22 protein-coding genes and 1 tRNA gene are annotated in these 25,179 nt (G+C 63.8%); 16 read left to right on the top strand and 7 right to left on the bottom strand.

Annotated elements, in window-relative coordinates; all coding sequences use genetic code 11:
- The first annotated feature begins 10 nt into the window (after window positions 1-10).
- The 11 genes from JS541_RS01215 (at window position 11) to JS541_RS01165 (ending at window position 8,616) form a co-directional block, all read left to right on the top strand.
- Window positions 11-574, top strand: a complete 564-nt coding sequence (locus JS541_RS01215; RefSeq protein ID WP_214372505.1) for an adenylate kinase — start codon at window positions 11-13, stop codon at window positions 572-574.
- Between the two features lie 387 nt (window positions 575-961).
- Window positions 962-1,180, top strand: a complete 219-nt coding sequence (infA, locus tag JS541_RS01210; protein ID WP_003808114.1) for a translation initiation factor IF-1 — start codon at window positions 962-964, stop codon at window positions 1,178-1,180.
- Window positions 1,181-1,201: 21 nt separating this feature from the next.
- Complete coding sequence (rpmJ, locus tag JS541_RS01205) at window positions 1,202-1,315, top strand: 50S ribosomal protein L36 (protein WP_003814578.1); 114 nt, start codon at window positions 1,202-1,204, stop codon at window positions 1,313-1,315.
- Window positions 1,316-1,461: 146 nt separating this feature from the next.
- Window positions 1,462-1,839 carry a 30S ribosomal protein S13 gene (gene rpsM, locus JS541_RS01200; protein ID WP_152357696.1) on the top strand — a complete coding sequence of 126 codons (378 nt, stop codon included), beginning with the start codon at window positions 1,462-1,464 and terminating at the stop codon, window positions 1,837-1,839.
- A gap of 81 nt (window positions 1,840-1,920) precedes the next feature.
- A complete protein-coding gene (gene rpsK, locus JS541_RS01195) occupies window positions 1,921-2,322 on the top strand; it encodes a 30S ribosomal protein S11 (protein ID WP_033493949.1) in 402 nt (133 codons plus the stop codon).
- Window positions 2,323-2,412: 90 nt separating this feature from the next.
- Complete coding sequence (locus JS541_RS01190) at window positions 2,413-3,408, top strand: DNA-directed RNA polymerase subunit alpha (protein WP_214372503.1); 996 nt, start codon at window positions 2,413-2,415, stop codon at window positions 3,406-3,408.
- 88 nt (window positions 3,409-3,496) lie between these two features.
- Window positions 3,497-3,994, top strand: coding sequence for a 50S ribosomal protein L17 (gene rplQ / locus JS541_RS01185; RefSeq protein WP_214372501.1), 498 nt, complete (start codon window positions 3,497-3,499; stop codon window positions 3,992-3,994).
- A 119-nt stretch (window positions 3,995-4,113) separates the two neighbouring features.
- Complete coding sequence (gene truA / locus JS541_RS01180) at window positions 4,114-5,031, top strand: tRNA pseudouridine(38-40) synthase TruA (RefSeq protein WP_214372499.1); 918 nt, start codon at window positions 4,114-4,116, stop codon at window positions 5,029-5,031.
- Between the two features lie 206 nt (window positions 5,032-5,237).
- On the top strand, window positions 5,238-7,430 hold the full coding sequence (locus tag JS541_RS01175; protein WP_214372497.1) for a circularly permuted type 2 ATP-grasp protein: 2,193 nt from the start codon (window positions 5,238-5,240) through the stop codon (window positions 7,428-7,430).
- Between the two features lie 110 nt (window positions 7,431-7,540).
- Window positions 7,541-8,341, top strand: coding sequence for a transglutaminase family protein (locus JS541_RS01170; protein ID WP_214372495.1), 801 nt, complete (start codon window positions 7,541-7,543; stop codon window positions 8,339-8,341).
- A gap of 190 nt (window positions 8,342-8,531) precedes the next feature.
- Window positions 8,532-8,616: transfer RNA gene (locus JS541_RS01165), tRNA-Ser, on the top strand.
- Between the two features lie 470 nt (window positions 8,617-9,086).
- Here the strand turns inward: JS541_RS01165 and JS541_RS01160 are convergent.
- Window positions 9,087-10,070: a hypothetical protein gene (locus JS541_RS01160; protein ID WP_214372493.1), complete on the bottom strand. Its 984-nt coding sequence runs from the start codon at window positions 10,068-10,070 to the stop codon at window positions 9,087-9,089.
- 258 nt (window positions 10,071-10,328) lie between these two features.
- Here JS541_RS01160 and nusA point away from each other — a divergent pair, with 258 nt between their 5' ends.
- The 5 genes from nusA (at window position 10,329) to JS541_RS01135 (ending at window position 18,373) form a co-directional block, all read left to right on the top strand.
- Window positions 10,329-11,357 carry a transcription termination factor NusA gene (gene nusA, locus JS541_RS01155; RefSeq protein ID WP_214372491.1) on the top strand — a complete coding sequence of 343 codons (1,029 nt, stop codon included), beginning with the start codon at window positions 10,329-10,331 and terminating at the stop codon, window positions 11,355-11,357.
- 435 nt (window positions 11,358-11,792) lie between these two features.
- Window positions 11,793-14,735: a translation initiation factor IF-2 gene (gene infB / locus JS541_RS01150; RefSeq protein WP_214372489.1), complete on the top strand. Its 2,943-nt coding sequence runs from the start codon at window positions 11,793-11,795 to the stop codon at window positions 14,733-14,735.
- Between the two features lie 347 nt (window positions 14,736-15,082).
- Window positions 15,083-15,637: a 30S ribosome-binding factor RbfA gene (gene rbfA, locus JS541_RS01145; protein WP_214372487.1), complete on the top strand. Its 555-nt coding sequence runs from the start codon at window positions 15,083-15,085 to the stop codon at window positions 15,635-15,637.
- 198 nt (window positions 15,638-15,835) lie between these two features.
- Window positions 15,836-17,056, top strand: a complete 1,221-nt coding sequence (locus tag JS541_RS01140; protein WP_214372486.1) for a tRNA pseudouridine(55) synthase TruB — start codon at window positions 15,836-15,838, stop codon at window positions 17,054-17,056.
- Window positions 17,057-17,164: 108 nt separating this feature from the next.
- A complete protein-coding gene (locus tag JS541_RS01135; RefSeq protein WP_214372484.1) occupies window positions 17,165-18,373 on the top strand; it encodes a riboflavin kinase in 1,209 nt (402 codons plus the stop codon).
- A 120-nt stretch (window positions 18,374-18,493) separates the two neighbouring features.
- Here the strand turns inward: JS541_RS01135 and JS541_RS01130 are convergent, their stop codons facing one another.
- The 6 genes from JS541_RS01130 to JS541_RS01105 form a co-directional block, all read right to left on the bottom strand.
- Window positions 18,494-19,243 (bottom strand): amino acid ABC transporter ATP-binding protein, encoded by a 750-nt coding sequence (locus JS541_RS01130; RefSeq protein ID WP_236036851.1) that lies wholly within the window; start codon window positions 19,241-19,243, stop codon window positions 18,494-18,496.
- 104 nt (window positions 19,244-19,347) lie between these two features.
- Window positions 19,348-20,241: an amino acid ABC transporter permease gene (locus tag JS541_RS01125; protein ID WP_214372482.1), complete on the bottom strand. Its 894-nt coding sequence runs from the start codon at window positions 20,239-20,241 to the stop codon at window positions 19,348-19,350.
- A 37-nt stretch (window positions 20,242-20,278) separates the two neighbouring features.
- Entirely contained in the window at window positions 20,279-21,145 is an 867-nt protein-coding gene (locus JS541_RS01120; protein ID WP_214372480.1) for an ABC transporter substrate-binding protein, read from the bottom strand.
- A 256-nt stretch (window positions 21,146-21,401) separates the two neighbouring features.
- The gene (locus tag JS541_RS01115) at window positions 21,402-21,887 is read right to left on the bottom strand and encodes a cupin domain-containing protein (RefSeq protein ID WP_214372478.1); all 486 of its coding nucleotides are present in this window, start codon (window positions 21,885-21,887) and stop codon (window positions 21,402-21,404) included.
- 11 nt (window positions 21,888-21,898) lie between these two features.
- Window positions 21,899-23,296: an amidohydrolase family protein gene (locus JS541_RS01110; protein ID WP_214372476.1), complete on the bottom strand. Its 1,398-nt coding sequence runs from the start codon at window positions 23,294-23,296 to the stop codon at window positions 21,899-21,901.
- A gap of 281 nt (window positions 23,297-23,577) precedes the next feature.
- Window positions 23,578-25,107, bottom strand: a complete 1,530-nt coding sequence (locus tag JS541_RS01105) for an adenosylhomocysteinase (protein ID WP_214372474.1) — start codon at window positions 25,105-25,107, stop codon at window positions 23,578-23,580.
- Window positions 25,108-25,179: the final 72 nt, after the last annotated feature.

Genomic DNA, 25,179 nt, shown 5'->3' with positions numbered 1-25,179 from the left:
GAACCAAGACATGCGTCTTCTCATCATGGGCCCGCAGGGCGTGGGCAAGGGCACTCAGGCCGCACTGCTCGCCGAGCACTTCGGCATCCCGGCCATCTCCACCGGCGACATCTTCCGCTACAACATCAAGAACAAGACCGAGCTGGGTCTTGAGGCCCTCAAGTACACCGACAAGGGCGAACTGGTTCCGGACGAGCTGACCAACAAGATCGTCAAGGACCGTCTGGCGATGGATGACGCCAAGAACGGCTGGATCCTCGACGGCTACCCGCGCAACGCCTCCCAGGTCGAGGCGCTCGACGCGATGCTCGAGGAGCTGGGCACCCCGCTCGATAAGGTCGTCGCCCTCGACGCCGACCACGACGTGCTCATGGAGCGCATCGCCAAGCGCGCCAAGGAGCAGGGCCGTTCCGACGACACCCCGGAGGCCATCGCCAAGCGCCTGGCCACCTATGCGAAGGAAACTGCCCCGCTGCTCGACATCTACCAGCAGCGCGGCCAGCTCGTCGCCATCGACGGCGTCGGCGAGATCGACGCGATCCAGGCCAACATCGTCAAGGCGCTCGAGGCCTGAGACCTCCTCGGTTCTGTCATTTCGAGCGCAGCGAAGCGGAGTCGAGAAATCTTACGGACGGATTCGACATCGGAAAGATTTCTCCGCTCGGCTTTGCCTCGGTCGAAATGACAATGACAGGGGAACGTCGGACGGATGACCGTCTGGGCATATCAAATGGGCAGCTTAAGGGCTGCCCATTGTTGTATCCGGGTTGAGGTGGCCGGGTGCGGGAAACGGATGGCTCCGTCGCCGGACAGTCCACTGGACTGTCCGGCTCCTCGCGCGGTCGCCTGCCGAGCGGGCGACCGCGGCGTGTCGTAATCCCCGTGTTCGTGTATATTATTCCGTTGGTGTGTCTTCGGACTCACTAACGGTAATTGTCCCGAGGAACGGATAACGAGGCTCATGGCAAAAGACGGTGTGATTGAAGTCGAAGGTCAGGTAGTGGAAGCACTGCCGAACGCGATGTTCCGCGTCGAACTTGAGAACAAGCACATCGTGCTCGCCACGATCTCCGGCAAGATGCGCAAGAACTACATTCGTATCCTGCCGCAGGATCGCGTGGTGCTCGAAATGAGTCCGTACGATCTGAACCGCGGAAGGATTACGTACCGCTACAAGTAAAGGTACAAGTAAAGGAAAACCATGAAGGTCAGCCCTAGTGTGAAGAGGATCTGCGAAAACTGCCGCGTGATCCGTCGTCACGGCCGCGTCATGGTGATCTGCACGAACCCGCGCCACAAGCAGCGTCAGGGCTGAGAGCAGATCCAGCGGCACCAATTAATCAGGCGCTGAGTCACAGGCGAGTCTCTCCCGAGAGGCTTGCTTGAACCCCGGGTACGCAGGCCCGGGCCGGGAAACCGGACGACTCGGTGCACGACCTGCGGAACACAGAAGGAATCGCAATGGCACGTCTTGCCGGAGTCGACATCCCCAATGAGAAGCGCATTGAAATCGCCCTCACCTACATCTTCGGTGTGGGTCGCACTCGTGCGAAGGAAACGCTTGCCGCGACCGGTATCAACCCGGACACCCGCGTCAAGGATCTGACGGATGAGCAGCTGATCACGCTGCGTGACTATCTTGAGGGCAACTACAAGATCGAAGGCGATCTGCGTCGTGAAATCGACGCGGACATCCGTCGTAAGATCCAGATCAACTGCTATCAGGGCATGCGTCACCGTAAGGGTCTGCCCGTGCGCGGTCAGCGCACCAAGACCAACGCCCGCACCCGCAAGGGCCCGAAGCGCACGGTCGCCGGAAAGAAGAAGGCCACCAAGTAGTAGGTGGCTCGTCCAAGCCACGGGACGTCACGTTCCATCGTTTGGACAGACAAATAAGTTCGTACTAGGAAACGAGGATCAATGGCAGCTGCAAAGCAAGCCGCTCGTAAGCCTGTCCGTCGCCGCGACCGCAAGTCGATCCCGGTGGGCCAGGCTCACATCAAGTCCACTTTCAACAACACGATCATCTCGATCACTGATCCGTCCGGTGCCGTCGTGTCCTGGGCGTCCGGTGGCGACGTCGGGTTCAAGGGTTCCCGCAAGTCCACGCCGTACGCTGCCGGCATGGCCGCCGAGTCCGCCGCCCGCAAGGCGATGGAGCACGGTCTGAAGAAGGTCGACGTGTTCGTCAAGGGCCCGGGTTCCGGTCGTGAGACCGCCATCCGTTCCCTGCAGTCCGCTGGCCTTGAGGTCGGTTCCATCACCGACGTCACCCCGCAGGCGCACAACGGCGTTCGTCCGCCGAAGCGTCGTCGCGTCTGAGCCGTCTGAGCACTAGACATAGCAATTCATCCAAAGCCGCTTGCCTGGCCGGTGAGTGCACCACCGACCAGAAGCTGAAAGGATAACACAGTGCTTATCGCACAGCGTCCGACACTGACCGAGGAAGTCCTCAACCCGCAGCGCTCCCGCTTCACCATCGAGCCTCTTGAGCCTGGTTTCGGCTATACGCTGGGCAACTCCCTGCGCCGTACCCTCCTGAGCTCGATCCCGGGCGCGGCTGTGACTTCGGTTCGTATCTCCGGCGCCCTGCACGAGTTCACCACTCTGCCGGGTGTCGTGGAGGACGTGACCGAGATCCTGCTCAACATCAAGGGCATCGTGCTCACCAGCGAGTACGACGAGCCGGTCGTCATGTATCTGCGCAAGAGCGGCGAAGGCGAAGCCACCGCGGGTGACATCACCCCGCCGGCCGGCGTGACCATCGCCAACCCGGAGATGCACATCGCGACCCTGGCCGAGGATGGCGAACTCGAGATCGAGTTCACCGTCGAGCGCGGCCGCGGCTACGTGCCGGCGCAGATGAACAAGCAGGACAACGACGAGATCGGCCGTATCCCGGTCGACTCGATCTACTCCCCGGTGCTCAAGGTGAGCTACAAGGTCGAGGCCACCCGTGTGGAACAGCGCACGGACTTCGACAAGCTCATTCTGGACGTGGAGACCAAGCCCGCCATTTCGCCGCGTGACGCGGTCGCTTCCGCCGGTTCGACCCTGGTGGAGCTCTTCGGCCTGTGCCGCGAGCTCAACACCCAGGCCGAAGGCGTCGAGGTCGGCCCGGCTCCGGTGGCCGAGGAAACCAACCCCGAGATGGCCGTTCCGATCGAGGATCTCAACCTCACGCAGCGCAGCTACAACTGCCTCAAGCGCGAGGGCATCCACACGATCGGCGAGCTGGTCAACCACACCGAGCAGGACCTGCTCGACATCCGCAATTTCGGTATGAAGTCGATCGATGAGGTCAAGGACAAGCTGCAGACCCTGGGCCTGTCGCTCAAGGCCTCGCCGCTGGGCTTCGATACCACCAACCTCGAGGGCGGCACCTTCTACTCGCCGGAAGACGAGTGAGTTTCCGCTTTTGACCAATCACTCCGCCGCGCCCGGACGTTCGGGCACATGCCCACCTGAGTGCGGCGGGGCATTCAAGGAGTAATTCATGCTTACACCCAAGAAGGGCCCGCGTCTGGCCTCCAGCCCGGCCCACGAGCGCCTGATGCTCGCGAACATGGCCACCAGCCTGTTCCAGAACGGCCGCATCGTCACCACGCTGCCGAAGGCCAAGCGCCTCCGTCCGCTGGCCGAGCGCCTGATCACCTTCGCGAAGCGCGGTGATCTGCACTCCCGCCGTCGCGTGATGCGCGTCATCCGCAACAAGTCCGTCGTGCACGCCCTCTTCACCGAGATCGCCGAGCAGATGGAGCAGCGCGAGGGCGGCTACACCCGCATCGTGAAGATCGCCCCGCGCAAGGGCGATTCCGCTCCGGCCGCGATCATCGAGCTCGTCACCGAGCCGGTCGCCAAGAAGGCCGTCGTGAAGGAAGCCGAAGCCGCGACCAAGGTTGCGGAAGAGGCCGCTCCGGCTGCCGAGGCCACCGAGGCTCCGGTTGAGGCTCCGGCCGAAACCGCGGAAGCCCCGGCCGAGAACGCCGAGTGAGCTAGACCACAACCAACTGAAGGGGTCGGGAATCCAACCGGGTTCCCGACCCCTTCTGCATGCTGAAATGGCCGTTATCGGACCCGATAACGGCCATTTCAGCATTATGATGGTGCCTCATGAGATTGCGCATCGACTTGGCATATGACGGCGGCGGCTTCTACGGGTGGGCGAAGCAGCCCACCCTACGAACCGTGCAGGGCGAGATCGAAGCCGCGCTGCACAAGATCCTGCGCGTGCCGACCGATCCCGCATCGCCTGAATCACAGGCCGAACCGCTGCGTCTGGTCGTCGCCGGTCGCACCGACACCGGCGTCCACGCCAGCCATCAGGTCTGCCACGTCGACATCTCCCCGAGCATTCTCGCCCGCGCGGTCGGTCACATGGACGTGCCGCCGACCGTCGCACTGACCCGCCGCATGCAGCGTCTCCTGCCGTCCGACATCACGATCCGCGACATCACGCCCGCGCCGGACGGATTCGACGCCCGCTTCTCCGCACTCGAACGTACCTACGTCTACCGAATCGCCGACCGCGCGTCCGAAGTCGACCCGCGCACGCGCGGCTTCGTGCTGCACATTGACGACGATCTTGACATCGCCGCGATGAACGAGGCGGCCGCGATGACGATCGGCCTGCATGATTTCGGTTCGTTCGCGACGCCCAACCCGGGCGGCACGACGATCCGCGAGGTCAAGACCGCGTACTGGCGACGGATTCCGGTCCGTCCGCTGATCGACGCGGCGATGGGGGAGCGGTACCGTACTCCGGCAGTCGAGTCCGGACTGCTGTGTTTCACGATCGTGGCCGACGCGTTTGCCCGCAACATGGTGCGATCACTGGTGAACGGCTGCGTGCAGGTCGGTATCGGCAAACGTTCGCTGGACTGGTTCGCCGACAAAATGGCGACGCCGCTGCGCGAAGGCTCCACCGGCCCGATCGCGCCGCAGGGCCTCACGCTCGAACACATCCAGTACCCGCCCGACGACCAGCTCGCGTCCCGCGCCGAAGCCATCCGCGCCAAGCGCACGCTGTAGCACGCCCGTAACACATTCGCCCCCGTCCGGTAACCGCGTGCGACTAGCGTAACGCGTATTCATGGCGATGGCCGCGGCGTAAGCGTGCGCTTGCACGAGCGAGCCGGCAGACCAATCGCCGCCCGCGAAACCGTACATGCGGCACATGCCACCGTGCCCGCGTGACGGTCGTGGCAACGAACGGACGGACGAAGGCGAGGAGCGAAATGGCTGCATCGGCGATCAATCTGGCAGGCGAACTGGTCAACCGCCGCGAGGCGATCAACCGCGAGCTGAGCCGCAACGGCGTGCGGTTCGGCGTGTACAAGAACGGCGAGTACCACGACCGACTGTTCCCGTACGACCCGATCCCGCGCATCATCGAATCCGATGAATTCGACCAGCTCGAAGCAGGCTTGAAGCAGCGCGTCAACGCGCTCAACGCGTACCTCAAGGACATCTACTCCGACAAGCGCATCATCCACGACGGCATCATCCCCGAGGAATACGTGTACACGTCGGCCGGCTACTTCCCGCAGGTCAACGGCGTCACCCCTCCCGGCGGCATCTTCGCGCACATCGCCGGCGAGGACCTCGTGCAGGGCGAGGACGGCCGCTGGTGGGTGCTCGAAGACAACCTTCGCATCCCGTCCGGCGCCAGCTACCCGCTGTTCGCGCGCGACATCGAACGCCGCACGAACCCGAAGCTGTTCTGCGAGGTGCATGTGCGCGACAACCGCGACTATCCGCGCCTGCTGCGCAAGGCGATGGACTTCGTCTCGACCGAGGGCATTGCCGTGGTGCTGACTCCCGGCCGTTACAATTCCGCGTTCTTCGAGCACGCGTACCTCGCCGAGAAGACCGGCGCGGCTTTGGCGTTCCCGGAAGACCTCGAAGTGGTCGACAACAAGCTGTTCTTCCTTGACTACGCCGGCAACCGGCATCGCGTGGGCGCGGTGTACCGCCGCCTGTCGGACGAGTATCTGGATCCGTTCGCGTTCAACCCGGATTCGGTGATCGGCGTGCCCGGACTGCTCTCGGCGTACCGTTCCGGCAACGTTGCGATCATCAACGCGCCCGGCAACGGTGCAGCCGACGACAAGGCTATCTACTATTTCGTGCCGCAGATGATCAAGTACTATCTGGGCGAGGAGCCGATCCTGCACAATGCGCCGACGTATATGCCGATGTTTGACAAGGATCGCAAGGAGGTGCTCGACCGGATCGGCGAGCTGGTGATCAAGGACGTGGCCGAGGCCGGCGGTTACGGTGTCGTGTTCGGCTCGTCGCTCGACGCCGCAGCGCGTGAGGAACTGGCCGACCGGATCAAGGCCGAGCCGCGCCGGTTCATCGCGCAGGAGGTCATCCAGTTCCGCGACATCGACGTGATCGACCCGGAAACCGGCGAGGCGAGCCCGCGCAAGGCCGATCTGCGCGCGTTCGTCGTGACCGGGCAGAACACGCACGTGTGGTATTCCGGTCTGACCCGCTACTCGTCGGTGCCCGGCCAGATGATCGTCAACTCGTCGCAGGGCGGCGGCTTCAAGGACACTTGGGTGCTCGCGCCGGAGCACGGCACCGAATCGCACGAGCGTGCACAGCAGCGCAGCGAATCGGTCGCCTCCGTGAACCTGATCCCGCACTCGCGCAAGCATACGTTGTCACTGGTCACCGCGTCGAAGGCCGACAACCTGTACTGGCTCGGCCGATACACCGAACGCGCGTTCACCACGCTCGTCCAGTTCTTCCCGTTCTACGACCGCGTGATGGACACCGACGTGGACGCGTTCCGCCCGTTCGCCCGTGCCCTCGACCTGCCCGAGGACTTCGCGGACTTCGACGGTTTCATCCACTCGTTCCTGTACGACGACACGAATCCCGATTCGGTGCGCAGCGCGATTGTCGCCGCGTTCCGCAATGCCGTTGTGCTGCGGCCGGAACTCACCTCGCGCCTGTTGCAGTACATCGAACTCGCCGTCACGAACATCACCGATGCGGCCGAACATTCGGCCAACGCGAGCGACATCTACAACCAGCGCGACATTGCCGACGATATGCTCGCGTTCTGGGGCGGCGTCGAGAACTCGACCGTTGACGTGACGTTGAAGGCGTTCATCTTCATCGGCAAGTACATCGAACGCATCGACCTGTACACGCGCTTCCGTCTGCCGGAGGACGAGCTCGACGCGCCGCTCGCCAAGCTCGAGACGTATTCGCGCGCGCTCGACGGCAAACCGCTGCCGTCGTGCTTCGTGTCCGGCATCAGCTGGCTGCTCGGCCAGCTGCCGGACCGTGGCTACCCGGAGCTGACCAAACGGCTACAGGTGTTCCTCGACGACTTCAACAGCCGCGCGATCGCCGGCGACGTGAAGGACGCAAATTCGCTCAGCTCGATGAACATGGACGCCAAACGGCCGTGAATATGGCCGTGAGCCCGGCCGTGGGCGCACGTGAAGCCGTGGCCGTCGTGTGCGGTACAGTGGATGTGCAAGCAGGTACGGGTCGCATCCACTAGAGGAGTCGTATTTTCATGAAAAAACTGGTGTTCGACTATGAGATGAAGCTGTCGTTCAGCTCGCCGGTCACCGATCATCGATTCCAGCTGCGTTGCGTGCCCGCGACCGGCCCGCGCCAGCAGGTCGTGGACGTGGAAGTGGACATCGAACCGCACGTCGATCTCGAAACGACGATCGACTCGTTCGATTCGGTGGTCATGACCGGCTTCATCCCTGAGCCGCACACCATGTTCAACTACACGGTCAAGGGCATCGCGTTCGTCGACAACGCGCATATCAAGCCGGAGATCTACAAGCCGCTGTACCGGTTCAACTCGGCGCTGACGATTCCGGGGCCGTGTATCGAACGCATGATCGAGATGTGCAAGATTCGTCTGTCCGCGCTGCCGATCGACGCGACGCCGATCGACCAGGCGCGCGAGGTGATGGACGAGGTGTTCCACGCGTTCGTCTACACGCCCGCGTCCACGACGATTCGCACGACGGCCGAGGAGGCGCTCGCCCAGCGCAAGGGCGTGTGCCAGGATTATGCGCATGTGATGCTGTCGGTGTGCCGCCATGTGGGGCTCACCGCGCGTTATATTGCCGGTCTGCTCGGCGGCGAGGGCGCGACGCACGCGTGGGTCGAGATCTATCACGACGGACGTTGGATCGGCTTGGACCCGACGCACAACCGCATGGTCGACGACAATTACATCACGATCGCGCACGGGCGCGACTACCGCGACTGCATGCTCGACATCGGCATCTTCTCCGGCTACGACGTCAAGCAGAGCCAGTGGGTGAACGCCTCCGTGCACGAGCAGCGGCTGTAGGCGTTGATTACCTGGCCCCTCGGTTGAGAGGCTGCTAGCAAAGCTGACTGGGGGGTGCCACACTCAACGGCCACGAACGACCTAGTAACAGCCAGCACACTCGAAACATGCGCCACGCCGGGCGAGTCTGCCGATTTGCCAAATCGCGATGTCGCCTTATAATAGACAAGTTGCGTTTTACGTAGCGAATGGATAAGTGTCCGAGCGGTCTAAGGAGCACGCCTCGAAAGCGTGTGAGGGTAACTCCTCCGCGAGTTCGAATCTCGCCTTATCCGCCCCTAGGGTTTCAGGCTTCGCCTGAAACCCTTTTGTTTTCTGCAAAACCCTTGCTACATCTAGTGTTTTGCGTTTGATGGCATCAGCCGTAAAGTTACTTGAAGAATCTCGAAAGACCGTTTGTAACGGGGCGAAAAGCGGGGCGAAGCAGCCTCCCGAATCAGGCCTATAGGAACTTTCGTGGTGTCCGATTCCTCCTCGGCATCCGTCATCACCTCCTATGAAACGGGGCGAGATGGTTCGGGAGGCTGCTGACGCTCCGGTGATTCTCCCGGGCATACGGTCGGAAGCAGGCTTGGAACCGGGCGTATGCCCGGGAGGAAGGGGCGGCGGCTGGCGTTGTTCCCGGGCATACGGCCGGTTCCGGCCGGTGAAACGGGCGTATGCCCGGGAAGGGACTGGCACTCCGGTGATTCTCCCGGGCTTACGGTCGGTTTGGGGTGTGGAAACGGGCGTAAGCCCGGGAGAGTTATTCGGTGAAGAGGGCGTGGTCGAAGGAGGGGTAGCCGGCGGCAAGGGCCTGCGCGACGCGCGAGGCGATCAGGTCGGCGATGATTCGCATGGACGCGTCGTGGTCGGAATCCGCATCTGCCTCAGCGGCCGACTGCGGCCGTGCGGTTGGCCGGTTGCCTGTAGTCTGTGAGGTGTGTGGCTGCGCGACCGGTTGCGACTGTGTCGTTGGCTGGTTGCTGGCAGGGTGAGCCGATGATTGTCCGGTTCCGGATTGCGAGGTCGACTGCGCAATCGCGGTGAGTTCCTCGCGGGCGCAGTTGATTTCGACGACCGCATACGTCGGTGCGGTCAGGCCGGTGGCCGGATCGGTGGTGGTGCCAACGTTCGCGATCAGCTGGCTGACGTCGTAGACCTTTTGCCGCGGGTCGGCGATGGCCGAGGACTGTGCGGAGCCGTTCGACGATGACGTATCGGATTGCGTGTCGGATTGCGACGCGCCCGACCGTGCCAACGATATCAGTCGTTCCCCGGTCGTCTTGTGCGCGTCGGCCAACGCCAGCGTTGCCTCGGACGATCCCCGTGCGGCGAGCACCTCCGTGGCGAACCCGGCGCGGTCCTCGGCCAGTGCCATCTTCGCCAGCACGCCCGAGGATACGTTCAAGTTGTCGATGCCGGCCAACGTTACTGCACGCAAGTCGGCAGTAACGTTGGCATCGCCGGAGGCCTTCGTTGCCGCGGTCCCGCTGCCGTTTGTACCGTATATATACACATCGTCGTCAAATCCGAGTCGCTGCGCGACCTGCCCGGCGATCCTGTCGTTCTGGGCCGAACGGATCACGCCCTCGGCCATTCGGTTCGTGCATTCGGCCGCGACGTCGATCCACTGCGAACGTGCGTGATCGGCTGCGATATAGCGCAGCATCAGCGGCTGGCCGCCGTCGGATCGCGCGATGTCATGGTTGGCCGACGCGGCGTAGTACGAACGTTCGCAATTGCTCATCGACTGTTCCGATTCGGCCCGGCCGGCATAGCGCGGCGCGGTGCACCCGGCCAGCGAGATCAGCATCCCGGCCGATGCGAGCAGAGAAAGACACGCCGTGGCCGTGCGCTTCGGGCCGGCACTGGTACGGCCGCAACGGCCGGCAAGGCCCGGCATAATACGATCCCGACGTGTCTGCATAAGAACCTACACTAATAGTTGACTGTGACCGTAAGGGCCCTAGCGCTCGGAATATAACTTCATAGGAGGTCTTGACCCATGGAACTGGACCTGGCAGGAATCCATCAGCTTGCCGCTGGACAAGGCATTGACACCGAGGCGCTGGACGAGGCATTGGCCGAAGCCCTTCGTCTCGCCTACCTCAAGACGCCGCACGCCGCGAAGCATGCACGAGTGGAGCTCGACGCCCGCGCCGGCACCTTCACCGTGTGGGCGCAGGACGAAATCCCCGGCGAACCCACCGAAGACAACCCGCATCCGGCCCCGACGCTGGGCGAGGAGTACGACGACACCCCGCGCAACTTCGGCCGTCTGGCCGCCGCGACTGCGCGTCAGGTCATTACGCAGCTGTTCCGCAAGGCTGAGGACGACCGCATCTTCGGCGCGTTCTCCGGCCAGAAGGGCAAGCTTGTCACCGGCATCGTGCAGCAGGACGTCAAGGATCCGACCAACGTGCACATCGCGATCGGCGACGTGGAGGCGATCCTGCCCCGCCGCGAGCAGGTGCCGGGCGAGCGATACCGCCACGGCGAGCGTCTGCGCGTGTACGTGGTGAATGTGGCCCGTGGCTTGAAGGGCCCGGAGATCGTTGTGTCCCGTTCGCACCCGGAGCTGGTGCGCCAGCTGTTCGAGCGCGAGGTGCCGGAACTGGTCTCCGGCGCGGTGTCGATCATGGCGATCGCGCGCGAGGCCGGCGCCCGCACGAAGATCGCGGTGCGTGCCAACACCGAGGGCGTCAACCCGAAGGGCGCGCTGATCGGACCCGGTGGCGCGCGTGTGCGTGCGGTGATGGAGAACCTCGGACCCGAGAAGATCGATATCGTCGACTGGTCGTCCGATCCGGCGAAGTTTGTGGCGTCCGCACTGTCGCCGGCCGTGTGCACCGGCGTGCAGGTGATCAGCGAGAAGAACAAGACCGCGATCGCGTTCATTCACGATGACCAGCTGTCGCTGGCGATCGGCAAGGAAGGCCAGAACGCGAGACTCGCGGCGAAGCTGACCGGCTGGAAGATCGGCATCGAGTCCGCCGAGGCGCACGCGAAGAAGCAGGCCGAAGCGGGGGAGTGATCTTCGCGATTTTGGTCTTGTTTTTTCTTGGCTCCCCTTGCTGGAGAGCTGTTAGCGAAGCTGGCTGAAGGGTAGCCAGCGGTTATGCCTTCGTGGCTTTCGGAGGTTGTACCCGTGTACGCTCCCCCAGTCAGCTATGCTGACAGCCCCTTCAACCGAGGGGCCAAGGCGGCAGGAGCCGCGAATCGGGATGCACAAACTTCGGGCGTGTTGCGCAAGGCGCGCACATCCAATGGCACGAGTATGCTTGTTTCGGAATCCGAGCATGGTCGCGCCGCGCGGTCATGCCTTGATGACGAAACACGAGGTAGCACGATCATGGTCGCACGATGAGACGTCGAATGATGAAACGTCGCACGGACACACAATGTAGGCTCTCGATAAACCAACAGTGACCGCGTCATCATACGCGCGGTTTGGATAGGAGAAAATTTAGTGGCGAAAGCACGCGTGTATGATCTGGCCAAGGAACTTGGCGTGGAAAGCAAGGATGTCCTTGCAAAACTGAAGGATATGGGCGAGTTCGTCAAATCCGCATCATCGACCGTCGAGGCGCCGGTCGTACGTCGTCTCAAGGCGGCGTTCCAGGGGGATGCCAAGGGCAATGGCAAGGCTGGGGAGCCTGCCCGCAAGCCTGCGGCCAATGCAAATGTTCACAAGGCTCAGGCCGCACCGCGTCCGGCTGCTCCGACGCCGGGGCCGCGCACACCGCAGTCCGCGCACGTCCCGACTCCGCACGCGCCGTCCGCGTCCGCCGAGACCGCTGCGCCGACCCCGTCGGCTCCCAAGCCGTTCGCCCCTGTTCCGGGCGTTCCGAAGCCGGCCCAGCACATGCCGCGTCCGCAGCGCGACCGTGATGAGCGCGACGGCCGTCGTGATGATCGTCGTCGCGACAACCGTGGCGAGCGTCGTGATGATCGCAATCGCAACGGCCAGCCGCGTGGCGATCGCAACCATCAGCCGCGTGGCGAGCGCAATGAGCGCAACGGCGCCCGTCCGGGTGCCCCGCTGCCGCACGCGCCGCGTCCGACCGGCCAGCCCGTGCAGAACGGCGGCCAGTCCGCCCAGTCCGGCGTGCCGACCCCGGGTCCGCGCCCGGGCAACAACCCGTTCAGCCGCAAGCAGGGCATGCGCACTCCGACTCCGGGCGATATCCCGCGTCCGCATCCGATGGCGCGTCCGAGTGCGAACAATTCCGAAGGCGGCCGCGGCCGTGGCGCCCGTCCGGGTCAGGGCGGTGGCCGTGGTGGCTTCCGCAACGGTCGTCCGGGTCAGGGCGGCCAGGGTGCGCCGCGTCCGGGCCAGTGGGGACACAACCGTCCGGGTCAGGGCGGCGCGCAGGGTGCCCGTCCGGGTCAGGGCGGCGGCAACCGCTTCGGCGCGGGTGCCGGCCAGAATAGCGCTCCGAGCAATGGTCCCGCACGCGGCGGCCGTGGCGGTCGCGGCGGTGCCGCGGGTGCGTTCGGTCGTCAGGGCGGCAAGTCCTCGAAGGCGCGTAAGAACCGTCTCGCGAAGCGCCAGGAATTCCAGGAGATGAAGGCCCCGGTCATCGGCGGCGTTCGCATCCCGACCGGCAACGGCCAGACCGTTCGTCTGCGTCAGGGCGCGTCCCTTGCCGATCTCGCGGAGAAGATCAACGTCAATCCGGCGGCCCTTGTCACCGTGCTCTTCCATCTCGGCGAAATGGCCACGGCCACGCAGTCGCTCGACGAGTCCACCTTCCAGATCCTCGGCGAGGAGATCGGCTGGAACATCAAGATCGTTTCCGCCGAAGAGGAAGACAAGGAGCTGCTCCAGCAGTTCGACATCGACCTGGACGAGGAGGAGCTGCAGGAGGACGAGAACCTGAAGCCCCGTCCGCCGGTCGTTACCGTCATGGGCCATGTCGATCACGGTAAGACCAAGCTGCTCGACACGATCCGCCAGACCAACGTCGTCGCACGCGAAGCCGGCGGCATCACGCAGCGTATCGGTGCATACCAGGTGACCGTTGATCTTGACGGCGAGAAGCGCAAGATCACGTTCCTCGATACCCCGGGCCACGAGGCGTTCACCGCCATGCGTGCCCGCGGTGCCGAGATCACCGACGTCGCGATCATCGTCGTGGCCGCGGACGACGGCGTCATGCCGCAGACCGTCGAGGCCATCAACCATGCGCAGGCGGCCCACGTGCCGATCGTCGTGGCCGTCAACAAGATCGATAAGCCGGGCGCGAACCCGGAGAAGGTGCGCGGCCAGCTCACCGAGTTCGGTCTGGTGGCCGAGGAGTACGGCGGCGACACCATGTTCGTCGACATCTCCGCGAAGCAGAACATCAACGTGGACAAGCTCCTCGAAGCCGTCCTGCTCACCGCCGACGCCGATCTCGACCTGCGCGCGAACCCGGATATGGACGCCCGCGGCGCCACCATCGAAGCGCGACTCGACAAGGGCCGCGGTGCCGTGGCGACCGTGCTCGTCCAGCAGGGCACCCTGCACATCGGCGACGCGATCGTGGCCGGTACCTCGTATGGCCGCGTCCGCGCGATGCTCGACGAGAACGGCAACCACATGAAGGAAGCCGGCCCGTCCACGCCGGTTCAGGTGCTCGGCCTGACCTCCGTGCCGACCGCGGGCGACCTGTTCCTCGTCGCCCCGGACGACCGCACTGCGCGTCAGATCGCCGAGAAGCGCCAGGCCACCGAACGCGCCGCGCAGCTCGCCAAGCGTCGCAAGGTCGTTTCGCTTGAGTCCCTCAAGGAGCAGTTCGCCAAGTCCGAGGTCGACATGCTCAACATCGTCATCAAGGGCGATTCGTCCGGTTCCGTCGAGGCGCTGGAGGACTCCCTGATGAAGATCGAGGTGTCCGACGAGGTCGGCATCCAGGTCATCCACCGCGGCGTCGGCGCGATCACGCAGAACGACGTCAATCTCGCCACGGTCGACAAGGCCGTCATCATCGGCTTCAACGTCCGTCCGAACCGTCAGGTCGCGGATCTCGCCGAGCGCGAGGGCGTGGAGATCAAGTACTACTCGGTCATCTACAAGGCGATCGAGGACATCGAGGCCGCGCTCAAGGGCATGCTCAAGCCGGAATACGAGGAGGTCGTCACCTCCCACTCCGAGATCCGCGAGATCTTCCGTTCCTCCAAGTTCGGCAACATTGCCGGCGTCATGGTGCAGGACGGCGAGGTCAAGCGCGGTACGAAGTGCCGTATCCTGCGCAACGGCGTCGCCACTGTCAACGACCTGGAGATCTCCTCGCTGCGTCGTTTCAAGGACGACGTGCAGTCGGTCGCGGAAGGCTACGAGGCCGGCATCAACCTCGGCACCTTCAACGACATCGAGATCGGCGACATCATCGAGACCTTCGAGATGCGCGAGATCGAACGCAAGTAGTCCTGCCTGTCCCGAGAGGGGTTTTCGAAGCGCCTGTATCACATATGAGATACAGGCGCTTCGCCGTATCCGCCTGCTGCATCTCCTCAGTCATGAGACGCCGCTGCAATAACGTACGCCAAGCATCTCTCTATGTACGTTATTGCTAACGACTTCCTCAATAACGTACGTTGAACGGCTCTCCGCGTACGATTTTGCAGAACGCTCAGCGAAAACGTACGCGAAGAGCCGCTATGCGTACGGTTTCGCAGAAGTACAGCATGCCGCTCCCGGTCGAGTAGGGGATATGCGAATATAGTACGAGCACACGTATTGACTGATCCCTGTGAGATAGAAAAGGAACCATTATGCCCGGAACCAACCCGCGTGCGGCCCGTATCGCCGCGCTCATCCAGCGCGTCATCGCGTCCAACATGGAGGCGCAGCTGCACGACAAGCGCCTCGCGAACGTGACCATCACCGAAGTGCGCGTCACCAACGATCTGCAGATCGCCAAGATCTACTGGACGCAGCTCGGCCACGAAGGCCACGAGGACGGCGAACGCAAGCGTGCCAAGCAGGCGCTCGAACAGGCCAAGGGCCGTCTGCGCTCGCTTGTCGGAGCGAAGGCCGGCCTGCGACTGACCCCGCAATTGCAGTTCATCTTCGACGAGGTGCCCGGCGAGGCCACCGAGATCGAGGACATCCTTGCCGTCGCCCGCAAGCGCGACGAAGAGCTGGCCCGCGCCCGCGAAACCGCCCAGTACGCCGGCGAGTCCGATCCGTACAAGCATCCCGAGGAACGCGACGAGTCGGATGACGCCGACGAGTACGACGACGATGATTTCGAGGATGATGATTATGAAGACGACGAGTATGACAACGACGAGGTGACCGTCGAAGACGGCGACGCCGACGCCTGATTGCTCCTGTCATTTCACACGTAGCGTGGTACCCCACTCTGTCATTTCGACCGAGCGTTAGCGAGTGGAGAAATCTTTGTGCCGTCATGTCGCCTAGAAAGATTTCTCGGCTCGGCTTTGCCTCGCTCGAAATGACAGGGTGGGATACGTCTATGCCGTAGCATCACACATCCGCATCATCCATCATCGAGGTAACCTATGCCCGCGCAACCGCAGCACCAGTCCCAGCCGTCCGGACTGCTCGTCATCGACAAGCCGCAGGGCGTGACCAGTCACGATCTGGTCGCAGCCGTCCGCGGTGCATTGCACACGAAGAAAGTCGGTCATGCGGGCACGCTCGACCCGATGGCCACCGGCGTGCTCGTCATCGGATTCGGCAACGCGACGCGATTGCTCAACTACATCGTCGACCACGACAAAACGTACGAGGCGACGATCCGGCTCGGCCGCCGCACCACCACCGACGACGCCGACGGCGAGCTGATCGATGGCAACGGACGTCCAGTCAACATTGTCCCCGATTCTCTTGGCGTGAGCATGGATCCCTCTTGTCATCTCGAGCGGAGTACGGCGGAGTCGAGAGATCTTTCCTTCCCCGCATCCGTCACGCGTGATCTGATCGAACGCGCCATCGCCGAGCATCTCACCGGCCCGATAGAACAGGTCCCGAACACGTTCTCCGCGATCAAAATCAACGGCCAGCGGGCCTACGATCTCGCCCGCGACGGCAAGGAGGTCGAGCTCAAGGCACGCCCGGTCACGATCCATGCGTTCGACGTGCTCGACATGCGCGTCGGGTTCACCGATGCCGCGCGTACCGACGGGCCGTTAGTCGCCGATCTCGATGCGACGTCGGATGAGCCGGACGTGGCGCCGGTAATCGACGATCACAGGTCTACGTCAGCGACGGGGCCGGATATGGTTCCGGTAATCGATCTCGACGTGCGCGTGAGCTGCTCGTCCGGTACGTACATCCGCGCGCTCGGACGTGATCTCGGCGAGCTGCTCGGCTGCGGCGGATACCTGACCCGGCTGCGGCGCACGCGCGTCGGTCGGTTCGATGTGACCGCAGCAAACGTAGTCACCGCGCACACCGAATCCCGCACGTTCACGAACCGCGCTGGCGAGACGGTGACCCGCAATCGTGCGGTGCTCGACGTGACCGGAGACGAGCTGCTGGCCTCGTACACGATGACGATGATCGAATCGGTGCGTGCCGCGATGCCAACGCTCGCAATCACTGCCGAGGATGCGGTCGACCTGCGTTTCGGCCGGCGTATTCCCTACGATATTCACGAACCGACCGCCGCCTACGTGCCCGACCCGTCCGGCGACCCGCGCGCTGGCGACGTGGCCGCCATCATCGACCGTGCCAAACGCGGCGAGGCCAAGCCCATCGTCGTCTTCCACGCCGACTGATCGATGGGTACACTGTCATAGGAACGTCCGCACCCGCACCGCATGCCGCAAAACAACGCACATGCCGTTGCGATGAAACCGCGTAAGACACACTGGAACGAGGACTATATGAACATCACCCGACTCACCCCCGATCCGACAGGACTGGTCGACTGGCCGACCTTAAGCAACGACAGGAAATCCGTCGTGACGGTTGGCGTGTTCGACGGCATGCACCGCGGCCATCAGGCGGTGATCGGCCGCACGGTCGAGCTGGCGAAGAAGTTCGACGCGTTCTCGGTCGTTGTGCTGTTCGATCCGCGCCCCGGCCTCGTGCACGGCTACGCGGCCGCGCACAACGGCACCGAACCGGGCGACGACGTGCACGATACGCAAGCGCTTACCACCATCGACGAGCGACTGCGCTTCATGCGCGAGCTTGGCGTCGACCATGTGCTGATCGTGCGCTACACGCTCGGGTTCGCAGCGAAATCGTACCGTTTCTTCCTTGGCCAGATGGTCGGCAAGCTTGGCATGCGCACGCTTGTGCTCGGTCAGGATGCGGCGATGGGCAAAGATCGCGCAGGCGATGTGAAAGCGATTTCCACGCTGTCCGCCGCTACCGGTGTCTTCGAGCTGGACGTGGTGGACGATCGAGGCCCGGGCCATGTGCGTATTCCGGCCAATGCCGAGCCGCAGATGCCGGCCGAGTGGGGCGAGCCGGCCGATCCATTCGCGGCGATGAGCAAGGCCGAGCTGCGTGCGTGGAGCAAGAAGCATCAGGCCAAGCTGCAGCGCACGTGGAGCTCCACGAACGTGCGGTACCTGTTGAGCCAGGGCCGTATCGTCGCGGCGAACGAGATTCTTGGCCACCGTCATGCGATCGAGGGCACTGTGGTACACGGCGAGGAGCGCGGCCGCACGATCGGCTTCCCGACCGCGAATCTGGACGAGGCGACGGTGCGCGGCTACCTGCCGGTCGACGGCGTGTACGCGGGCTGGCTGGTCGATATGGGGCCGGCTGATGCGAATGGCGACGGTGCATCGGCCGATCGCGTTGCTTCCGACGACAAGGCGCGTATCGCGGACGGATCGCCGTGGCGTTGGCCGGCCGCGATTTCGATCGGCACGAAGCCGACGTTCAGCGAAACGACCGGACTGCACGAGCGCGTGGTTGAGGCGTATGCGATCACTGATGACTGGCTGGAGCTGTACGGTCACCGTGTGCGCGTTGAATTCGCCGGATTCCTGCGTCCGCAGGTCAAGTTCGATTCGGCCGACGCCCTTGTGGCCGAACTCGGCCGCAACGTCGAGGAGACCAAGCGTCTGACCGCATGACCCGAACGGCACGATCGCGCGTCGTTGCGCCGAAGTCATCATGAAGTTGCCCCGCTGAGATCACTCCCAGCGGGGCAACTTGTATAAGGAATCGGGAGGATTGCCCCGCCGGCTGCTGATTCAGTGCCTGAAGTGAGCGAAGAACTCGCGCGTCTCCGGATCCTCGGACTCGTCCATCACCTCGCGCGGCGTACCGTTCTCCGCGATCACGCCGCGTCGCAACAGCACCACGCGATCGGCCGCATCATGCGCGAAACTCATCTCGTGCGTGGCCATCAGAATCGTCGTACCCTGCGACTTCAACTCGGCGACCATGCTCAGCACTTCGCCCACGAGCATCGGATCCAGCGCCGACGTGATCTCGTCGAGCAGCAGCAGTTCCGGATCGGTCATCAGTGCACGCGCGATCGCCACGCGCTGCTGCTGTCCGCCCGACAGCTGGTCCGGATACGCGCCGGCCTTCGCGCGCATGCCGATGCGGTCGAGCAGCTCCAGCGCACGAGCCTCGGCCCGGCCGCGCTCCCAGTGATGCACCTTGATCGCCGCCAGCGTGACGTTCTTGAGCACCGTCATGTGTGGGAACAGGTTGAACTGCTGGAACACGACGCCCACGCGTGCGCGGATCTTGTCCTGGTTCTCCCGCGGGTCGGTGATGTCGGTGTCGCCCAGCCAGATCTGCCCGTCATCGACTTGTTCGAGCAGGTTCACGCACTTCATGAGCGTGGACTTGCCGGAGCCGGACGGGCCGAGCAGCGCGACGACCTCGTGCGGTTTGATATCGAACGAGATGCCGCGCAACACCTGCGTGGAACCGTACGACTTGCGAATGTTGTCAAGCCGCAGCACCGGCAGGGGAGTGGATGTGACCAGTCCACTCGGCTCGGCGATGGCGGCGGTGCCATCGCCGCCGGGAGCAGTCGCGTCGCCAGCCGTCTGAATACGTTCGCTGTTGCTGTTCATGTCATTCATCCCGCTCATACCGTGCCTCCGCTCTGCTCACGCTTGCGCAACCGTTCCGAATACCAGTCGTTGAGCAGGATGAACGGTACGCTCATCAGAATGAACAGCAGGCTCGCCACCACGTACGGCGTGAAGTTGTACGAGCTTGCCACCTCGATCTGCGCCGCACGCACCGCGTCCACCGCGCCCAGCACGGAGATCAGGCCCACGTCCTTCTGCATCGAGATGAAGTCGTTCATCAGCGCGGGCGCGACCTTGCGCAACGCCTGCGGCACGACTACCAGCCACGTCGTCTGCCCGGCCGTCAGTCCCAGCGAGCGTGCGGACGCACGCTGTGAGGGATGCACGTCGTTGAAGCCGGCGCGCAGCACTTCGGCAACGTATGCACTGTAGCCCATGATCACGGCGATCGTACCGAGCAGCGACGGGTCGATGCGCTGCTTGGTCAGGCCGAGGCCCGGGATGCCGAAGCCGATCAGATACAGGATGACGATCATCGGGATGCCGCGCATGACGGTCGTGTAGATCGCTGCCAACGCTCGCAACGGGAACATGACCGGGCTTTTGCTCGTACGCACGAGCGCGATCAGCGTGGCGAAGATCGCAACGCCGATCACCGCGACGACCAGCACCTTAAGGTTCAGCCACAGGCCGTCGAGCACCTCGGGGAACGATTTCGCGAAGTATTCGGCGGAGAAGAACGTCTGCTTGACGCGCGGCCAGCCGGGCGACAGCTGCAGCCCGACCACGACGATGACAGCCAGCACGATCGTGCTGATAAGACTCGTGACAACCGACTTGAGCTGTTGCTGACGTCGGTATGCACGGCGAGAAAGTTCGACCTCGCTCACCGGCGGCGTTGCGGCCGCATCGGTGGCGAGGTCTTGCGAAGTTTGCGAATCGACCATAGTAGTGATTCTATTGCAGTGGGCGAACCGGTTCGGCCTACTTCAGCTCGGTCAGGTCGGTGGTGTACTCGGCCAGCCACTTGTCCTGCAGCTGCTTGAGCGTGCCGTCCGCGTTCAGATCGTCCACGGCCTTGGTGACGGCCGCGGTGAGCTTGGAATCCTTCGGCAGCACGATGCCCAGGCCGTCCTTGTCCTCGGAGCCGGCGATGCGGCCGAGTACCTTGGCGTCCTTGACCTGTTCGGACTGAACCATGTACACGCTCTCGACCGTGTTGGTCACGAGCGCGTCGATCTGGCCGGCCTCAAGCGCCTGAGCGAGCGAGGCGTCGTCGTTGAACGTCTGGATGTCGTCCTTGATCTTGTCCTTGACGATCGTGTACGCCTGCGTGCCGACCATCACGCCGATCACGGCGTCCTTGAGATCGGCGAGCGACGTCGCGGACGCGAACTTGCCGTCCTTCTTCACGACGACCGACTGCGTGTCCTTGTAGTAGCCGGACGAGAAGTCGACGGCCTGCTTGCGCTCGTCGGTGATGCCGAACTGCTGGATGTTGAGATCCCAGTCCTTGGCGCCCGGGGCGATGGCCGAGTCGAACGTGGTGCGAATCCACTTCACGTTGTCCTTCTTGAAGCCGAGCTTGTCGGCCACGGCGTAGGCCAGCGCGGCCTCGAAGCCCTCGCCGGACTCCGGCTTGTCGTTCATGACCCACGGCTCGTACGCCGGGTCGCCGGTCGCGATGGTGAGCGTGCCGGGGGTGACGGTCTGCTGCGTGATGTCGGAGCTGTCGGCGTTGGAATTGGTGTCGTTGCCGTTGCTGGACGTACCGCAGGCTGCGGAGAACGCGAGCGCGATGACGCTGGCGGTCGCGACGGCTGCGCGAATGATGCCGTTCTTGTTGAACATGGTTTCCTCTCCTTATTGAACAGATGTGCGCCGCGCGGTCGATTCCGACCGGCTGGCCACCCTCTTGCGAATATGTTGCGAATATGCGCATGGCGGTTTTGGCGCATCAGCGCCAATTCTAAGGTATTCCCGCTACCGCCGCGCGTCTCGGCCTATCGCGATTATCTATAGCGCGCTATCGGGCGCGGTTCGCAGTGGCGGAACACGCCCGGTGCGGTGCCCGTCACCGGGCGTGTTCCGCCACTGCGGCTGAGTGCTACTGCAGCGTGAAGCCGTCGAACGTGAAGCCGGGGGAGACGACGCAGGAGACGAGGGCGTCGCCGCGGCCGGGAACGGTGCGCTGCCACACGCCGGCCGGGACGATCGCGTGGCCGACCGGCTGATCGTCGGTGGTGCGATCGCCGCGCTCGCCGGCATCCGCGATGCCGGAACCGAGAACGATCGTCTGGACTTCGGTCGGATCATCGGCCGGCTGATCGCCGCTGCCGCCGAGTTCCAACGTGACGGTCGCCGGCCCGTGCCACAGCCAGATCTCGTCCGCGTCGACCTTGTGCCAGGCGCTCGCGTCGCCTTCCGCCAGCAGGAAGTAGATCAGCGACGCAAGCGGACGACCGGACGCGGCGTCGGTCGCCGGCGCCTGCCAGTCGCGCGTGTACCAGCCGCCTTCCGGGTGCGCCTCCAGTCCAAGCCGTTCCACCACGGAACGCGCATATTCGCTCATATTTTCCAGTGCAACACTCATGTTGGTTCCTTTCAGAACGCGCCGTTGTTGTAGACGACGCGGCCGGAGATGACGGTGGCGCGATTCGTGCCCGCGCCGTGGCGCACCAGCTCCTCGAGCGTGTCCTCGATGCCGCGCGGCGTGGCCACATACACCGGCACGTCGAAGAATGCGAGGTCGGCCATCGCGCCCGCGTTGATCTGTCCGATGCGTCCCGCGCCGACGTGCATGCCGAGTTCCTGTGCGCCGCCGAGCGTCATCATGCGGATCAGCCGATGCGTCAGATCGGCGCCGGCATATCCCTGCTCGCGGGCCAGATCGTACAGCATCGCCACATCGTCGAGCACGTCCAGACTCGGCGAACTCGACAGCGAATCCGTGCCGACCGCCAGCAGGTTGCCCTCCTCCAGATACTCGCGGATCGGCGCGTCCCGACCGGTCACGGTGATCCGGTTCGATCGTGGGCACAACGCTACGCCCACGCCGCGCTGGCGCAGGATGCGACGGTCCTCCGCGTCCGCCCACACGCCGTGCGCGATATGCACGTCCGGGCCGAGCGAGCCGAGCTGGTCGAGGAACTGGATCGCGGATGCGCCAAGCCCCGCGTCCTTGAGCTGCTGGTAGCTTGACCAGTCCTCGTCGCGCCACGAAGCGGCCGAATACGTCGACAGTGTGCCTTCGCTGCCGTGCGTGCCAGCCTCCATCGGCGTCTCCGCAAGGTGGATGTGCAGACGCATGTCGAGCTGGCGCGCGATGTCCGGCAAATCCACGAACGGCGCGGTTTCCAGCGTGTACGGCGCGTGCGGGCTGATACCCACGCTCGGCAGATCCTCGGCACGCATGCGTCCCAGATGCCGCACGAGCTCGCGCACGCCGACCTTGCGCCAGTCGTCGTTATGCCAATCCATCACTTCCCAGTACGCCACGCCATGCATACCCTGCGAAGCGAGCGCGCCCGCCGCCTCCGGGTCGGTCACGATGTCGGCTGCGGCGGTGGTGCCCGCCTCGACCATCATGCGCGCGCCCTGCTCGGCGGACGCCTTCCAATCGCCTTCCTCGCACAGCCGCTCGTACACCGGGTTGAAGCCGAGTTCCCAGTCGCGGAAACTCGTGTACGTGTCGCGGCCGACCTCGGCCATGTTCGTGTATTGCAGGTGCGTATGCGCGTTGATCAGGCCGGGCGTGATGATGCCGTGCCAATGATGCTCGTCGATGCGAGCGTTCGCAGCCATGTCCTGCTTGAGTGTGTCAAGTACCCAGCGGCGTGTGCCGACATGCACCACGCGGCTGCCGGCCACGGCGATCGCGCCGTCCATGATCACCGGTCCGGTGACGGGAATGATCAGCGGCGCACTGTACAGCGTGACCTCGTTAAGCGGTGCCGGGTGCGCGGCCGCATACAGCGGGTCGAAATCGTCGGTTGTGGTCATGGTTCAGTTATACCGGTTGGGGATGGCTGACGTGCGGAACCCATGTCGATGATTACGTTCGCCACAGGATGCGATGCCTACTTGTCATTTCGATCGGGCGATGGTGTGCCTGTTGTTGCCTGTCATTTTGATTGGGCGATGGCGTGTCTGTTGTTTGCCTGTCATTTCGAGCGGAGCGCAGCGGAGTCGAGAAATCTTGCGCAGACACTGAAAGATCTCTCGACTCCGGCTTCGCCTTCGCTCGAGATGACATGGATCTGGAGCGGCGGGCGATTGTTCCGCTACTGTATGTCGGCGAAACGAGTGAGCTGCCAGTCGTAGCCGTTGTCGGCGACGGCATGGCTGGCGGCGAATCCGCGTGTGTGCAGCGCGACCTGCGCGATGCGGCGGTCTGATGCCGCATCGAGGCGATGTAGGCCAGGCGCGAGCTGATCGCCGGCGGTTGCGCGCGACTCGAGCAGCCGTGCGACGGCGCTCGACTGCACGGCGAAACTCAGATCCATGATTTCGATCGGATTGCCGCCGCCGGCCGTGTAGTTGACGCCGTCGCCCTCGGCGAGCAGCGTAAGCGTCGGGCCATCCGGCACGCTGATCTCGCTGATCGTGCGAGCGTTGTCATGACGGAATCCGGGAATGTCGTCCAGTGCGATCTCGTTGGCGATGCCGCCGATCACCGACAGTACCGTGCCGCTGTGCATAAGCCGCATGTGTTCGACTGCGATCGTATGCCGTACACCGGTTGCGGACACGACGATGCGAGCGTTTGCTACCGCATCATCGATATCCTGCGCGGCGAACCCGTCGAACACGGCCTTGAGCGCGGCAACTGGATCGGTATCGCAGATGACGACGTTCGCACCCAGCGCGCGCACGCGTCGCGCGAATCCGCGTCCGACCGGACCGTAGCCGATCACGGCGACGTTCGTATCGTCGAAACAGTGCGCGCCGAGCAATTCCTGCATGGTCGTCACGCAGGTTTCGCCGGTGCCGTGCTCGTTGTCGAAGCCGGTTTTGAGTACGCTGTCATTGACCGCGATCACCGGGAAGTCGAGCGCGCCCGCGTCCTGCATGGCTTGGAACGCGCGTACGCCGCTGGTCGTCTCCTCGGCCACGCCGATCAGGTCGCGCAGTAGTTCCGGTCGTTCGGCGGCGGCGAGACGGGCGAAGCTCGCGCCGTCGTCGATGATGATCTGTGGTCGGATCGTGTCCAACAGACGCAGCGCGCCGGCCTGTGTCTGCTCGGGCGTCCAGCATACGTTTGCTTCGACGGCGATGCCTTCACTGGTGAGCTGGTCGGCGACGCGCTGGTCGGTTTCGGACGGGTCCGCGAACACGCCCACCGTGGCGCCGGCGGCCTTGAGCTGCCGCAGCAGCACCGCGGTTTTCGGTTCTAATACAAGGCACACTGCGATGCGGACGCCTGTAAAATCAACGGTTTTGCGCAGTTGTGCCATCAGCGTGCGCAGCACCGTCATATGCCGCTCGGCATAATCGATCGCATCCTTACCCGATAGCTCCCTCGCGTCTGCCACGTTGTTGTTCGCCGGAATACCGCCGTCGACGGATTTACGATCGACGATCATGCCCCATTGCGCGGCTTGTGCGGCGAACGTATACGTTTGCTCGGCATCATCGTGGTCGTCTGTTTGCATGGCGAACGTGTACATCGTATCGTCGCCGTCGTTGTCAGCCGTCGTCGGCAATGCGATTCGCGCACCGGCCAGCGAACGGTTCGTCCGCTGCGAGTACCGCGCTGCCCACTCAGCGAAATCGCGGCCATCGTTCGCAGCCGTGCCATCGTATTCAGCCATACATCCTCCTGTCATACAGTTCCGTGTCATCGGCAATCCCGTTTCACGCATTGTTTCACAATCCGGCATCAT

This window comes from Bifidobacterium sp. SO1, assembly GCF_018555335.1.
GTDB classification, from domain to species: domain Bacteria; phylum Actinomycetota; class Actinomycetes; order Actinomycetales; family Bifidobacteriaceae; genus Bifidobacterium; species Bifidobacterium simiiventris.
Note: the sequence above shows the minus strand (reverse complement) of the source record. Positions and strands in the feature narration are given on the sequence as shown.